The organism is uncultured Paraglaciecola sp. (assembly GCF_963977085.1).
GTDB lineage: Bacteria > Pseudomonadota > Gammaproteobacteria > Enterobacterales > Alteromonadaceae > Paraglaciecola.
Genome location: NZ_CAXBNC010000016.1, coordinates 58995 through 74570, shown reverse-complemented (window position 1 = coordinate 74570; position 15576 = coordinate 58995). Strand labels below are relative to the sequence as shown.

Here is a 15576-nt window from a genome sequence, read left to right as displayed (position 1 = left end):
TTGTCGGTTTTTTTGGGTGTTACTCGCATCAATTACCTATAATGGATTGTTATTTGCTCGATAGTTCGCATTTTTCGCCCGTAAATATCACTATTGGTTATATTGATTGGTAAGTTTATATTTTAGATTGGTATATCAATTGGTTGACAATTTGTGTGGTAATTAATAATTACAGGTGCACAACTTAATATTGGCGTGTGGAGTAAGGAGCGGATTGCTGGATGTACAGATTATTTTGGGGAACAAAAATAGAATTTGTTAGAAAATTATGGCTTGAGCAAAAAATTCCATGAAATTAAGTCAATTTTTGAATTGGTTTTCGGGATAGAAAAAAAGCTGCCAGAGGCAGCTTTTTAGATAATTGAGGGTGTTTTATTACTTTTCTATCTTACTGTAAGGACGTTGTGCTTCACCCGTATATAACTGACGAGGACGGCCAATTTTTTGTCCTGGTTGGCTTAACATTTCATGCCAATGAGATACCCAACCTACTGTACGTGCTAAAGCAAAAATACAGGTAAACATATTGGTAGGAATGCCAATTGCTTTTAGAATAATCCCAGAGTAGAAATCTACATTCGGGAAAAGTTTTTTCTCTGCGAAGTAGGGGTCACTCAAAGCAATTCTTTCAAGTTCCATTGCAACATTCAGCAAAGGATCATCGATTTTAAGCTCGGCTAATACTTCATGACAGCTTTCACGCATAACAGTGGCACGAGGATCAAAGTTTTTATAAACCCTATGGCCAAAGCCCATTAAGCGGAACGGGTCAGCTTTATCTTTCGCTCTAGCGATAAATTCTGGTATACGGTCAACAGAGCCTATTTCTTCCAACATGTTCAAACACGCTTCGTTAGCACCGCCGTGAGCAGGTCCCCATAAAGAAGCAACACCAGCCGCAATACATGCGTAAGGGTTAGCCCCAGAGGAACCCGCCAAACGCACTGTAGAGGTAGACGCGTTTTGTTCGTGGTCAGCATGCAAAATAAAGATTCTATCTACTGCTTTAGCAACTGCTGGGCTAATTTTATAGTCTTCAGCAGGAACAGAAAACATCATATTAAGGAAGTTTTCTGCGTAGCTTAATTTATTGCTTGGGTACACAAATGGCTGACCGATGTTGTACTTGTAACACATAGCAACCAAAGTAGGCATTTTCGCGACTAAGCGGTATGCGCTACGTAAACGTTGTTCTGGATCATGGATGTTTAGGTCGTCATGGTAAAAAGATGCCATAGCGCCTACTGTGCCACATAACATTGCCATAGGATGTGCGTCGCGTCTAAAACCACGGAAAAAGTTATTCACTTGATCATGGACTAAAGTATGGCGAGTAATAGTATCTTTAAAGTCTCTGTATTCTTCAGTATTAGGAGTTTTATCATGCAAAAGCATATAAACCACTTCAATATAGTCTGCATCGCGGGCTAATTCTTCGATGGAATAACCTCTGTGTAACAGAATACCCTTGGCCCCATCAATATATGTAATCGATGATTCACATGAGCCAGTTGCCATAAACCCGGGGTCATAGGTAAAGTACCCATTAGCGCCTAGAGACCTTATGTCTATTACATCGTGGCCTGCAGTTCCTGACAAAATCGGAAGTTCGATTTCTTTGTCACCCGCTTTTAAAATGGCTTTATTGTCTGCCATATACTGTTCTCCTCAGAATCGTTTTTTGTTCGATAAACAGCATATTTTGCTATTTACTAGGGGGGAAATTGCCGCTATTTGAACTTACAATGACTTATAAAGTCAATTTTTATGCGTTTCCGCTTATTAAATATTCACTTCTTTAGCCACGTCAAGCAAATAAAATTTTAGCATAGCTTGGTTAAGTTTCGTATTAGGCACGCATCCTATTCTATACAGAGTGATCTAATCCACTTGTTATTATTTATAAACCTTTAATAAAGAACAACAATTGTATTTATTTGAATGGCTGGATATACTTCTGGGGCTTAAAGCGCTCCATATCGAAAAGATTATTTCTAGTTAACTTTTCATTAACAAAGTGGTAACAATGTTATGGACAAGAAATAGAGTTTTAGCAAAAAATTTACACGCAAATGTTATTAGCCTAAATGTTTAAACCACCTACGGGTAAAAAGAGCGATAAACGTGAAAAAACAAAGACCAGTTAATTTACAACTCAATACTATTAGTTTTCCTCCTGCAGCTATTACTTCCATTCTCCACCGCGTTACAGGCGTCGCAATGTTTTTTGCGTTGATGTTTGTGATCTGGGCTTGGGCAACGTCTGTATCTTCTTTAGAAGGTTTTGACCTTGTTAAGGAACAAATGGCTGGCCCTTTAGGTAAGTTTGTTGCCATTGGGACCATTTCTGCCTTGATTTATCATGTGTTAGGTGGTGTTAGGCACATGATAATGGATTTAGGGCATTGGGAAGAGCTTCGTTCAGGAGATCTCAGTGCAAAAGCAATTATTGCTGCATGGATTGTCTTAACCATCTTAGTAGGAGTTGTATTATGGTAACCGGTCAAGCAAGTTTAAAACGTAATGGTGTTCAAGATTTTGTAACCATTCGCGCCACTGCAATCATTATGACTGCATTTTCGTTGTTCATGGGATGGTTTTTTATCAGCACCCCTGAAGTGACTTATGTCATTTGGACAGATTTATTTTCTGGTCTTGCGATGAAAATTTTTACCTTCATGACGTTGGTTTCAATTATGTATCATGTGCGTATCGGCATGTGGCAAGTCTTAACTGACTATGTAAAAGCACCCGGTTTGCGTGCGTTTGTTCAATTTGTTCTTAACCTAATTGCATTTGTTTATGTAGTTGTAGGTTTATTTGTTTTGTGGGGTGTGTAAATGAGTATTCCTGTTCATGAGTATGATGCGGTCGTAATTGGTGCTGGCGGCGCGGGTATGCGCGCAGCATTGCAGATTTCAGAGTCAGGTAAATCTTGTGCTCTGTTGTCAAAAGTCTTTCCTACACGTTCACATACTGTGTCAGCTCAAGGTGGTATTACTGTCGCTTTAGGTAATGCCCATGCAGATAATTGGGAATGGCATATGTACGATACGGTCAAAGGTTCTGATTATATCGGAGACCAAGACGCTATCGAATATATGTGTAAAACCGGTCCAGAAGCCATTATTGAAATGGAAAATATGGGATTACCTTTTTCACGTTTCGAAAACGGAAAAATCTATCAACGTCCTTTTGGTGGCCAATCGCAAAATTTTGGTGGTGAGCAAGGCGCTCGTACTGCTGCCGCCGCCGATAGAACAGGTCATGCTTTATTACATTTGCTTTATCAGCAAAATGTGAAAAACAAAACAAAAGTATTCAGCGAGTGGTATGCACTTGACCTAGTCAAAAACCAAGATGGCGATGTAGTGGGTTGTACTGCTATTGATATCGAGTCTGGCGAAGTCGTTTATTTCAAATCCAAAGCGGTAGTGTTGGCAACAGGTGGAGCAGGGCGTATTTATGCTTCTACCACTAATGCACACATCAACACTGGCGACGGTTTAGGTATGGCACTTCGTGCTGGTGTACCTATGCAAGATATGGAGATGTGGCAGTTCCACCCAACAGGTATAGCCGGTGCGGGTACTTTGGTAACCGAAGGTTGTCGTGGTGAAGGTGGTTATCTGCTTAATAAAGATGGCGAACGCTTTATGGAACGTTACGCACCTAATGCTAAAGATTTAGCTGGTCGTGACGTAGTGGCCCGCTCCATGATGACAGAAATTCGTGAAGGTCGTGGTTTTGATGGTCCTTTAGGTCCACATTGTAAGTTAAAACTTGATCATTTAGGGAAGGAAGTTCTGGAGTCTCGTTTACCGGGTATCTTGGAACTTTCTCGTACTTTTGCACATGTTGACCCAGTAAAAGAGCCGATTCCTGTTATTCCAACTTGTCATTACATGATGGGGGGGGTACCAACCAATGTTGACGGACAAGCCCTTAGTATTGATGCAAACGGTAACGCAGCACCCATTAAAGGTTTATTCGCCTGTGGTGAAATTGCTTGTGTATCTGTGCATGGTGCCAACCGTTTAGGTGGTAATTCACTATTAGATTTAGTGGTGTTTGGCCGAGCAACTGGGCTACACCTGGGTGAAGCTATTGACGGAATTGATGCCCGTGAAGCATCCAATGATGATGTTGATGCGGCTATGGTACGTTTTAACCGTTGGGAAAACTCTACGGTAGGCAAAGGCGAAGACCCTGTTCAAATCAAGAAAGACTTGCAGCAGTGTATGCAATTAAACTTCTCGGTATTCCGTGAAGGTGATGCAATGGCTACAGGTTTGAAAGAATTAGGTGATATCCGCGAAAGATTAGAAAATGCGCGTCTAGATGACAAAAGTAACGACTTCAATACAATGCGTATTGAGTGTCTAGAATTAGATAATTTGATGGAAACTGCTTATACAACAGCAGTAGCTGCTAATTTCAGAACTGAAAGTCGTGGCGCTCATAGCCGTTTCGATTTCCCAGATAGAGATGATGCTAATTGGTTATGCCATTCTGTTTATTTACCAGAAACTAAATCAATGATAAAACGTGAGGTGAATATGACACCTAAATTGCGTGAAGCCTTTCCACCTAAAGCAAGAACGTACTAGGAGTAACGACCATGCAATTAAATTTTTCAGTTTACCGTTACAACCCTGATGTTGATAACGCTCCTCGTATGCAAGACTATCAATTGGAGGTCGAAGAAGGCCAAGATATGATGGTTCTGGACGCCTTGATAGCATTAAAAGAAAAAGATCCCACTCTGTCATTCCGTCGTTCGTGCCGTGAAGGTGTGTGTGGCTCAGATGGCGTCAACATGAATGGTAAAAATGGTTTGGCCTGTATTACGCCACTTTCTGCGCTTAAAGGTTCTAAAATAGTGGTTCGTCCTTTACCTGGATTGCCTGTAGTGCGTGACTTAGTTACCGATATGACACAATTTTATACTCAGTATGAAAAGGTCAAACCGTATCTTATTAACGAAGATAGTCATGCGCCAGCCCGTGAATTTTTACAGTCACCTGAAGAAAGAGAAAAACTCGACGGTTTGTACGAATGTATATTATGTGCATGTTGTTCAACATCATGTCCGTCATTCTGGTGGAATCCTGACAAGTTTATTGGTCCTGCAGGTCTGTTGCATGCTTATCGCTTTTTGGCAGACAGCCGAGATACAGCAACAGATGAGCGTTTAGGCGAGTTAGATGATGCCTTTAGTGTATTCAGGTGCCATGGCATTATGAATTGTGTCAGTGTTTGTCCTAAAGGATTAAACCCGACTAAAGCGATCGGTCATATAAAATCAATGCTGCTTAAACGAGCAGTATAGAGTTTACCAAGAATAAAATACCGTGTGCGCAAGCACACATAATTGCAAGTCTGATTAAAGCAAGGGACGACAATGCAACAAAGCGTGATGAAAGCATGGTGGGATTCTTCTCACATGGCTGGTGGCAACGCTACTTATATAGAAGAAATGTATGAAGCCTATCTTGATGATGCGCAAAGCGTATCTGATGAATGGCGAGGCATTTTTGAAAACCTACCTAAACTTGATGGCGTCGAAGTTGAAAGCAAGCATAGTCTCGTTCGTGATCAATTTCGTACATTAGCAGCGCTTGGTCCTGCTGCTCGAGCGGGTTCTGGTGTTACTCAGTCGAATATAAGCGGTGGCGACGAAAAACAAGTTAAAGTACTGCAGTTGATTAATGCCTATAGATTTCGAGGTCATCAACATGCCAATCTTGATCCTCTAGAATTGTGGAAACAACCTAGAGTCCGAGATTTAGAACTATCTCATCATAATCTATCTGAGAAAGATTTTGATACCACCTACAATGTAGGTTCTTATGCTATTGGCAAAGAATCTATGCCATTGGGTGAGTTATTTGCGTCTCTCAACCGTACCTATTGTGGTTCTATTGGTACCGAGTACATGCATATTACCGATACTGAGCAAAAGCGTTGGGTTCAGCATCGTATTGAATCAGTGCAAGCCAAACCAGAAATTTCTCGAGAAGAAAAGGTCAGCATCCTTAAAGGTTTAGTGGCGGCTGATGGTATGGAAAAATACCTAGGTGCTAAATTCCCCGGTGCTAAACGTTTCTCACTTGAAGGTGGTGATGCTCTAGTTCCCATGTTAAAAGGCTTGATTAGTCATGCTGGTACTAAGGGCACTAAAGAAGTGGTTATTGGTATGGCTCACCGCGGTAGAATTAATACCTTAGTGAATGTACTGGGTAAGAATCCATCGGTATTGTTTGATGAGTTCTCTGGTAAACATGATGATTCACTCGGTGCTGGTGATGTAAAATATCATGCCGGTTACTCTTCTGATTTTGCTACGCCAGGTGGTAACTTACATTTAGCCTTAGCCTTTAACCCATCTCATCTTGAGATCGTTAATCCGGTTGTTATTGGTTCTGTTCGCGCGCGATTAGACAGACGTGGTTGTACCGATGGCTCAGTTGTATTGCCGATTACAATACATGGTGATTCGGCTATAGCAGGCCAAGGTGTAGTACAAGAAACCTTTAACATGTCGCAAACCCGTGGTTTCCAAGTGGGTGGCACAGTTCGTATCGTAATCAATAACCAAGTCGGTTTTACTACTTCTAATATTGAAGATACGCGTTCTACGCAATATTGTACTGATATTGCCAAGATGGTGCAGGCGCCAATATTCCACGTAAATTCAGATGATCCTGAAGCAGTTTTGTTTGTGACTAAATTGGCACTGGATTATCGTAATCAATTTAAACGTGATGTTGTAATTGACTTGGTTTGTTATCGTCGTCATGGACATAACGAAGCCGATGAGCCGAATGCCACTCAGCCTTTGATGTATCAAAAGATCAAAGTGCACCCAGTTCCCCGTAAAATATATGCAGATCAACTTATTGCAGAGGGAAGCATAGATGCTCACGAAGTTAAGAAATTAGTGAGTGACTACCGTGCCGCCTTAGATCATGGCGCCTGTGTGGTGGAAGAATGGCGTCCAATGACAGAACATTCAGTTGATTGGTCTCCTTATCTTGGACACGATTGGGACGTTAATTTTGACAGTGCCATCAGTGTTGAAAAAATAAAAGAATTAGGTGACAAGCTTTGTACTTTCCCTGAAGAGCATAAGTTACAATCACGTGTGGCTAAGCTGTACAAAGACCGCGCGTCTATGGTTAGTGGCGAGAAAGCACTCGATTGGGGAATGGCAGAAAATTTAGCTTATGCGGCTATTGTTGACGGAGGCAGTAATATCCGTATGACAGGTCAAGACTCTGGTCGTGGAACATTCTTCCATCGCCATGCTGTACTGCATAACCAAACTGATGGTTCTGCCTATATGCCTTTAGCTAATTTGCATGCTGAACAAGGTAAAATGGAGATATATGATTCTGTTTTATCTGAAGCTGCTGTACTTGCCTTTGAGTTTGGATACGCAACGGCTGAACCAGGTACTTTGACCATTTGGGAAGCGCAATTTGGTGACTTTGCCAATGGTGCACAAGTTGTAATAGATCAGTTTTTAAGTTCTGGTGAAGCGAAGTGGGGACGTTTGTGTGGATTAACTATGTTGTTACCTCATGGTTATGAAGGACAAGGCCCTGAGCATAGTTCTGCTCGTCTAGAACGTTTCTTACAGATGTGTGCAGATCACAATTGGCAAGTATGTGTGCCTTCAACACCTGCTCAAGTATTTAATATGTTACGTCGTCAGGCACTACGTCCGATGCGTAAACCACTTATTGTTATGTCACCTAAGTCTTTATTACGTCATCCTTTGGCTGTATCAAGTATTGAAGAGTTGGCTGAGGGTGTGTTCCATAATGTTATCGATGAAATCGATGATATTGACCCAAGTAAGGTGAAGCGAGTGGTGATGTGTTCTGGCAAAGTTTATTATGACTTGTTAGAGCAGCGTCGTAAAAATGAGCAAACCGACGTAGCGATTATACGTATTGAGCAACTTTATCCTTTCCCACATGGCGAAATTGAAGAAGTGATCAGTAAATTCAAGCACGTTAAAGATTGGGTTTGGTGTCAAGAAGAGCCACAAAACCAAGGTGCTTGGTATTGTAGTCAACATCATTTTTGGGCGGCCTTGCCTGTCCCTGCGACATTAACTTATGCCGGTCGAAAAGCCTCAGCTTCTCCTGCGGTAGGCTATATTTCAGTTCACAACCAGCAGCAGAAAGATTTGGTTGATGATGCATTAACAATTAAATAAGGAACCAGTATGACAATAGAAATAAAAGTACCGGTATTGCCTGAATCAGTGGCAGATGCATCAATCGCTACCTGGCATGTAAAGGTTGGCGATAAAGTGAGCCGCGATCAAAATCTCGTAGATATTGAAACAGATAAAGTAGTGTTAGAAGTAGTCGCTCCTGCAGACGGTGTCATTAGCGAAATTTTACAAGCTGAAGGCGAAACAGTGCTAGGCGAGCAAACTATAGCTAATTTTGAAGAAGGCGCGGGTGCAAGCGCAGGGGCCGCTGCTCCTGCTCAAGCCAGTGAACAAACAAGTCAACCATCCGGTAATAAAGGTGAGTCAGTGGAAATTAAGGTACCTGTTCTGCCAGAATCAGTGGCAGATGCAACAATTGCAACTTGGCATGTAAAGCCAGGTGAAGCCATTTCTCGAGATCAAAATTTAGTTGATATTGAGACAGATAAAGTTGTGTTAGAAGTTGTAGCACCAGCAGACGGTTCGTTAAGTGAAATTTTAGCGCCTGAAGGTGAAACTGTAACTGGTGAGCAAGTGATTGCTAATTTTGTTGCGGGAAGTGTTGCTAGTGCAGCGCCAGCAACAGCGGCAACTGAAGCCTCATCTGATGAAAATGATGCACTTAGCCCGTCAGTTCGTAGACTATTGGCTGAAAAAGGGTTAGATGCTTCTAACATTAAAGGGACAGGTAAAGGTGGTCGTGTCACTAAAGAAGACGTTGAAAAGTCTTTACAAGCGCCAGCTAGCAAACCTGCTGCATCATCTGAAGCTGCACCTGTTGTTGCGTTAGGTAATCGTACTGAAAAACGTGTGCCAATGACACGTTTACGTAAAACCATAGCTACGCGTCTATTAGAGGCGAAAAACAGCACGGCTATGTTGACGACGTTTAACGAAGTCAACATGAAGCCAATTATGGACTTACGTAAACAGTATCAAGAAAGTTTTGAAAAACGCCACGGTATTCGCCTTGGTTTTATGTCTTTCTATGTTAAAGCCGTGACCGAAGCACTTAAACGTTTCCCTGAAGTAAACGCTTCTATTGATGGTGATGACATTTGTTATCACAATTATTTTGATATCTCTATTGCTGTATCCACACCACGTGGTTTAGTGACGCCAGTACTTAAAGACACTGATGCTTTAGGCATGGCAGGCATTGAAGGTGGAATTAGAGAATTAGCCCTTAAAGGTCGTGATGGTAAATTAAGCATGGCTGATATGCAGGGTGGAAATTTCACTATTACTAATGGTGGAGTGTTTGGCTCATTAATGTCAACACCTATACTTAACCTTCCACAAAGCGCAATTTTGGGTATGCACAAAATCCAAGACAGACCTATGGCAGTGAACGGTAAGGTGGAAATTTTGCCAATGATGTATTTGGCATTGTCATATGACCACCGCATTATTGATGGTAAAGAGTCTGTCGGCTTTTTGGTGACCATCAAGGAAATGTTAGAAGATCCAACACGTCTATTATTAGATGTGTAACTAATTGATACAGGTGAGGTTTTCCTCGCCTGTATTGTCGTCGTTATTGTATTTCGTAGCGACATATAAAATAAAGCGGCTTATTAGCGGCTTTTTTCTTAAATTAAACGGGTAGAAAAACCATGAATTTGCATGAATATCAAGGCAAGCAGTTATTCAAAGAATACGGCTTGCCAGTCTCTGAGGGGGTCGCAACCGATTCTCCTGAAGAAGCCGCAGCAGCAGCTGATAAAATTGGCGGAAGTGAGTGGGTAGTTAAATGCCAAGTTCACGCAGGTGGCCGTGGTAAAGCAGGTGGTGTTAAATTAGTTAAAACTAAGGAAGAAATCAAAGCCTTCGCTGAAAAGTGGTTAGGCAAAAACTTGGTTACTTTCCAAACTGATGAACATGGCCAACCTGTTAGCAAAATTTTGGTTGAATCATGTACTGATATCGCCGATGAGCTTTATCTAGGTGCCGTTGTTGACCGTACGTCTCGTCGTATTGTTTTCATGGCGTCTACTGAAGGCGGTGTTGAAATTGAAACTGTTGCTCACGAAACTCCTGAAAAAATTCTTAAAGCTGAAATTGATCCTATAGTGGGTGCTCAGCCTTACCAAGCCCGTGAAATGGCGTTTAAATTGGGCCTTAAAGGCGTACAAATAAAACAGTTCACACAGATATTTCTTGGTCTTGCAAAAATGTTTGTTGATTTGGATATTGCCCTTATCGAAATCAACCCACTGGTAATTAAAGCTGACGGTGATATTCACTGTCTAGATGCGAAAGTAGCGATTGACGGAAACGCTACCTATCGTCAACCAAAAGTGGCTGCTATGCACGATCCATCACAAGATGATGCTCGTGAGGCTGAAGCGGCCAAATGGGAACTTAACTATGTTGCTCTAGACGGAAACGTTGGCTGTATGGTTAACGGTGCCGGTCTTGCTATGGGTACCATGGATATTGTTAACCTTCATGGTGGCAAACCTGCTAACTTCCTTGATGTGGGCGGCGGCGCAACCAAAGAACGTGTTGCTGAAGCATTTAAAATCATTCTTTCTGACAGTAACGTTAGTGCGGTATTAGTGAATATTTTTGGTGGCATCGTTCGTTGTGACATGATTGCTGAAGGCATTATTGGTGCGGTTAAAGAAGTAGGTGTTAACGTACCAGTTGTTGTTCGTCTTGAAGGTACTAACGCGGAATTAGGTCGTGAAGTATTAGCTGCCTCAGATCTAGATATCATAGCTGCAAGCAGTCTTACTGACGCAGCTCAGCAAGTTGTTAAAGCTGCGGAGGGCAAATAATGTCTGTATTAATTAATAAGCATACTAAAGTTATCTGTCAGGGTTTTACCGGCGGTCAAGGTACTTTTCACTCTGAACAAGCTATCGCATATGGTACACAAATGGTCGGTGGTGTAACACCTGGTAAAGGCGGTACAACTCACTTAGATCTACCTGTATTCAATACAGTACGTGAAGCAGTTGAGACAACGGGTGCTACTGCATCTGTAATCTATGTACCTGCAGCATTTTGTAAAGATTCTATCGTAGAAGCGGCTGATGCAGGAATCGAATTGATTATCTGTATCACTGAAGGTATTCCCACAATCGATATGTTGTTTGTGAAAGAATATTTGACTGCGAAAGGCGTGCGCATGATCGGTCCAAACTGCCCTGGTGTTATCACTCCTGGCGAATGTAAAATCGGGATCATGCCTGGTCATATCCATAAGCCTGGTAAAGTGGGTATTGTGTCTCGTTCAGGTACATTAACCTACGAAGCAGTTAAACAAACTACTGATGAAGGTTTTGGTCAATCTACTTGTGTAGGTATTGGCGGCGACCCTATCCCTGGTTCAAACTTCATCGATATATTGAAATTGTTCCAAGAAGATCCAGAAACAGAAGCTATTGTAATGATCGGCGAAATTGGTGGTTCTGCTGAAGAAGAAGCAGCTGAATTTATCAAAGCTAACGTCACTAAGCCTGTTGTATCTTACATTGCTGGTGTAACTGCACCTGAAGGTAAGCGTATGGGTCATGCTGGCGCAATTATCGCCGGTGGTAAAGGTACAGCTGACGAGAAGTTTAAAGCGCTTGAAGCCGCAGGTGTTAAAACTGTGCGTTCTTTGGCTGATATCGGTAAAGGTTTACGGGAAATTACTGGTTGGTAGTTTCTAAGTAATTCAATACTAGTTGATTTGAAAACCCGCTTTTAGCGGGTTTTTTTATATCTGTTTATAATTCACACCGTACACTCCCAATATTCAAGAATCACTCTGTCATTATGGTAGTCTTTTTCGCCGGAATAAGTTTGGTTATTTATGTACTTCGGACACGGCTTACATTTAAATTTAACTTAGTTTACACTCAGACCCTCAAAATATAGGTGGATTTGGATGGTTAGTTAAATCCTCTTATTCAAACATTAAAGATCTAAAAATAAAGGGATTTAAATAAGTAATGCGTTTCAAACTATTAAAAAAAACTATCTTTACTTTATTGATATTAGCGAGTGCATGTGGAGGAGGCTCTGAATCGAATGATTCTGAAGTTAGTAATGATGCCCCTGTGATTGCACCTATGACTGAGCAATCAGTTGCAGAACGAAGTCAATTTACCTTCAGTGCTCAAGCATCTGATAGTGATGGCTCAATAAGTAGTTATGAATGGAAACAAATTAGCGGTTTTACTTACGTTACATTATTAGAAACGAGCTCTGCGCAATTAAGTTTTTTAGCAAATGGTGTAGTAGAAGATCAAACGTTAGTCTTTGAGTTAACAGTAATAGATAATAAGGGAAAACCTTCTACTGAAACTCTCACAGTAAAAATCACTGCCTATGAGAATATCCCAGCTGCGGATATTCTAGATGTGGGGTTATCGGCGTGCTTGTCTAATATTGATATTGAAAAACAAGATGCGGGATTAGCAGAACTTCATTGTGACCAATTACCTATATCTTCAATTGATGAATTGAGCTCATTTCAATATTTACAGAAGTTATCTATTACCAATACACAAATTTGGAATATAGACGTTTTAGAGTCACTAAAAGAATTAACCGAGATAGATTTTTCAAACAATCAAATATATATATTAGATCCTATTTCATCGCTGACTAAGTTGACCTATGTAAACTTTAAATATAATAGCTTTGAAATAAGAAAGAATATTTTTGAAAATTTGAAAGAGTTAAACACACTCATTCTTTCTTCTAATTTATTTGGTGTTAACCTCACTATAGATGCAGGGTGGTTTAAGGAAACACCAAAACTTACCAGTTTAGACCTGTCATATCTCTATATCAGAAATATAAATTTATTAAAAGATTCTGCACAAATAGCGAATTTAACCCTTTCAAACACAAATGTAGATAATTTAAGTTTTATTGAATCAAACTCTCAATTGGAATACTTAGATATTAGCTCTACTCAGGTTTCAAACTTAGAAAACATAAAGAATGCACAAAATTTATCTGAACTTAATATTTCTAGATTAAATATTAGCGATTTCTCTGGTTTGAAAAGCTTGAGTAAACTCAAGAAACTAGTCGTCAATAATATGAGAGAGGGAGTAGATTTTAACAGTTTGGCGAACATGGTTAATTTGGAATACCTTTACGCAAACACTTTGTATTATAACGTTACAAATTTTGACGCAATTGCTAATCTTGTCAATTTAAAAGAATTAGATTTATCATACACTTACGTTAATTCACTAAGTTTTATATCTAACTTAACGACGCTTAACAGTTTAAACTTGAGTAACGGTCGTTCTATCTCGGATATATCGGCTCTAACTCATTTGACCCAGTTAACTTCATTAAACCTAAATTCTAATAATATTTCAGATCTTACTCCGTTAAATAACTTAATTGATTTAACGCACTTGGATCTTGGGTTTAATAATATTAGTAATCTACATGGCCTAGCAAACTTAAGTTCACTTGTGAGTTTGAACTTAGAAAGAAATAGAATTAAAACTATTGATGGTTTAGAAAATCTAGGTTCACTCGTTAAGTTAGACTTAGGCTGGAATGAAATAAAAGATATTTCTCCGTTAAATTTGATGACTTCACTTGTCGAATTGAACCTAGAGGTAAACGAAGTCGATAGTATTCTGGCGTTGACAAATTTAATCAATATCGAAACGCTGGACCTTAATACAAATGATATTGTTGATATATCTCCACTAAAAAATCTTAGTAAAACAACTTACTTAAATTTGAGAAGTAACAGGATTCTAACCGCTTCAAGTTTGCTTTCTTTTGATTCATTTCAATTCTTATCGCTAGACAATAATATCAATATTTCTTGTGGAGATATCGAACGATTAAAAAATCAATTTGGAAAATTTGCAGATTTGCCTGATGAATGTGCCGGAGTAGCACCTAGTACGAGAAAGTGGACCTACAGATTGTCCTACAACAATATGAAGTCAGCGCCTGCTATAGGAAATGACGGAACTTTATATATATGTGGTTGGGATGGCTATCTTCATGCGATAAATCCCGATAGTACAATAAAATGGAAATTTTTAATTGGAGGCAATATTTCGGCATCTCCTGCCATTGCGAGTGACGGCACTATTTATGTCGGGCACGATGACGCAGTTTACGCGTTAACTCCTGAAGGAAATGCAAAATGGATATATAAAGGAGATGATTATGGGTATTCTTCAGTGGCAATTAGCAGAGACGGAAATATTGTAGTTGGAGGGCATAATAAACTGCATGTTATTAATTCAAATGGGCAACTTCTATGGAACTCGGGAAGCGACATAGGAGGAAATACCCCTGTTATCGCAAACGATGGTTCTATTTATGTTGGGTCATTTGACTACAAATTATTTGCCTTCACTGCTGATGGAATTGAGAAGTGGACATTCCCAACAACTAGTAATTACGTTAGCGATATAGCCATTGCAAATGATGGAACCCTTTATTTAGGATCAGGTAGCTCTTTGTTCGCTATAAATGCTGACGGCTCGCAAAAATGGATTTACTCAAAAGATGATGTTAAATCTTCCCCAATTATTGCAGAAGATGGCACGGTTTATATTAGTATGTACCCCAATCAAGTTCATGCATTAGAGCCGAGTGGAATGCTTAAATGGAAGTTTACGGCTAGTGGCAACATTGATTCTACAATGGTCATTAGTGAAGACGGAACTTTATATGCAGCTTCTCGATATGGTGTATTCCATGCAATTACTCCAACGGGAGAAACTAAATGGGATCTATCAATTGGAGGAGGTTATTATCAATCATCTTTAACAATCGCATCAGATGGTACTATTTACGCTGGTAGTGATAGTGGTTTTTTAGTTGCAATAAATGGTGATGGAGGCGGGTTGTCTCATTCTCCTTGGCCAAAACAAGGTAAGAACATTCGAAATACGAACAACAAAAATGAATAACCTCTTTTAACACAATAATTTCCTTGTAACTTTTAGTGTTTTGTTCGATAAAAAATTAATCGGGGTCGTAACAAAGTTAATTGATGAGGAAATTATTTTGTATTCTTAGTCGAAATAATTTAACTAGTTGGTCATGTTAATTACGTTGAGATGGTAAAGGGGCTCTTAATTTTTCAGATTATATGTAGTAGCTCAGACCTGGTACTCAGAAACTAGTAAAGGCATTCTTTACTTGCTAAAAATAACTGAGTTTTGAGGATTATTTTTAGCAGTAGCATCGGGGACACCATGAATAAAACTGATTAAGCATAAAAGTAAACTTGGTAAAGCTATTTTTGACTGTATCGTCATCCATTCTCGCCATGTTATTTTTAGGGAATAGTCGGTATCCTGTATAAAAAACACGCTAAAAAATAGCAGCAAATATATACATGTTGTAATTTT

At 39.9% G+C, this 15576-nt stretch carries 10 protein-coding genes; 9 read left to right on the top strand and 1 reads right to left on the bottom strand.

The window, feature by feature from the left end; all coding sequences use genetic code 11:
- Positions 1 to 375 precede the first annotated feature (375 nt).
- Entirely contained in the window at positions 376 to 1656 is a 1281-nt protein-coding gene (locus AAC000_RS16860) for a citrate synthase (protein WP_339724275.1), read from the bottom strand.
- Positions 1657 to 2124: 468 nt separating this feature from the next.
- Between AAC000_RS16860 and sdhC the strand changes: the two genes are divergently transcribed.
- The 9 genes from sdhC (at position 2125) to AAC000_RS16815 (ending at position 15132) form a co-directional block, all read left to right on the top strand.
- Positions 2125 to 2499: a succinate dehydrogenase, cytochrome b556 subunit gene (sdhC, locus tag AAC000_RS16855; protein ID WP_339724273.1), complete on the top strand. Its 375-nt coding sequence runs from the start codon at positions 2125 to 2127 to the stop codon at positions 2497 to 2499.
- Positions 2493 to 2840, top strand: coding sequence for a succinate dehydrogenase, hydrophobic membrane anchor protein (sdhD, locus tag AAC000_RS16850; RefSeq protein WP_339724271.1), 348 nt, complete (start codon positions 2493 to 2495; stop codon positions 2838 to 2840). The genes sdhC and sdhD overlap by 7 nt, the downstream gene beginning before the upstream one ends.
- Positions 2841 to 4610 (top strand): succinate dehydrogenase flavoprotein subunit, encoded by a 1770-nt coding sequence (sdhA, locus tag AAC000_RS16845; RefSeq protein ID WP_339724268.1) that lies wholly within the window; start codon positions 2841 to 2843, stop codon positions 4608 to 4610. It abuts the gene before it with no gap.
- 11 nt (positions 4611 to 4621) lie between these two features.
- Positions 4622 to 5332: a succinate dehydrogenase iron-sulfur subunit gene (locus AAC000_RS16840; RefSeq protein WP_339724266.1), complete on the top strand. Its 711-nt coding sequence runs from the start codon at positions 4622 to 4624 to the stop codon at positions 5330 to 5332.
- A gap of 72 nt (positions 5333 to 5404) precedes the next feature.
- Positions 5405 to 8230, top strand: coding sequence for a 2-oxoglutarate dehydrogenase E1 component (gene sucA, locus AAC000_RS16835; protein ID WP_339724264.1), 2826 nt, complete (start codon positions 5405 to 5407; stop codon positions 8228 to 8230).
- Between the two features lie 9 nt (positions 8231 to 8239).
- Positions 8240 to 9724: a 2-oxoglutarate dehydrogenase complex dihydrolipoyllysine-residue succinyltransferase gene (gene odhB / locus AAC000_RS16830; protein ID WP_339724262.1), complete on the top strand. Its 1485-nt coding sequence runs from the start codon at positions 8240 to 8242 to the stop codon at positions 9722 to 9724.
- Positions 9725 to 9846: 122 nt separating this feature from the next.
- Positions 9847 to 11013, top strand: coding sequence for an ADP-forming succinate--CoA ligase subunit beta (gene sucC / locus AAC000_RS16825; protein WP_339724260.1), 1167 nt, complete (start codon positions 9847 to 9849; stop codon positions 11011 to 11013).
- Positions 11013 to 11885, top strand: coding sequence for a succinate--CoA ligase subunit alpha (sucD, locus tag AAC000_RS16820; protein WP_339724259.1), 873 nt, complete (start codon positions 11013 to 11015; stop codon positions 11883 to 11885). Before sucC ends, sucD begins: the two co-directional genes overlap by 1 nt.
- Before the next feature lie 289 nt (positions 11886 to 12174).
- Positions 12175 to 15132, top strand: a complete 2958-nt coding sequence (locus AAC000_RS16815) for a PQQ-binding-like beta-propeller repeat protein (RefSeq protein WP_339724258.1) — start codon at positions 12175 to 12177, stop codon at positions 15130 to 15132.
- Positions 15133 to 15576 lie beyond the last annotated feature (444 nt).

What these genes read in the sequence shown, in the direction of transcription:
- AAC000_RS16860 (WP_339724275.1), bottom strand. Translation starts at nt 1,656, where the DNA reads ATGGCAGACAATAAAGCCATTTTAAAAGCGGGTGACAAAGAAATCGAA.
- sdhD (WP_339724271.1), top strand. Translation starts at nt 2,493, where the DNA reads ATGGTAACCGGTCAAGCAAGTTTAAAACGTAATGGTGTTCAAGATTTT.
- sdhA (WP_339724268.1), top strand. Translation starts at nt 2,841, where the DNA reads ATGAGTATTCCTGTTCATGAGTATGATGCGGTCGTAATTGGTGCTGGC.
- AAC000_RS16840 (WP_339724266.1), top strand. Translation starts at nt 4,622, where the DNA reads ATGCAATTAAATTTTTCAGTTTACCGTTACAACCCTGATGTTGATAAC.
- sucA (WP_339724264.1), top strand. Translation starts at nt 5,405, where the DNA reads ATGCAACAAAGCGTGATGAAAGCATGGTGGGATTCTTCTCACATGGCT.
- odhB (WP_339724262.1), top strand. Translation starts at nt 8,240, where the DNA reads ATGACAATAGAAATAAAAGTACCGGTATTGCCTGAATCAGTGGCAGAT.
- sucC (WP_339724260.1), top strand. Translation starts at nt 9,847, where the DNA reads ATGAATTTGCATGAATATCAAGGCAAGCAGTTATTCAAAGAATACGGC.
- sucD (WP_339724259.1), top strand. Translation starts at nt 11,013, where the DNA reads ATGTCTGTATTAATTAATAAGCATACTAAAGTTATCTGTCAGGGTTTT.
- AAC000_RS16815 (WP_339724258.1), top strand. Translation starts at nt 12,175, where the DNA reads ATGCGTTTCAAACTATTAAAAAAAACTATCTTTACTTTATTGATATTA.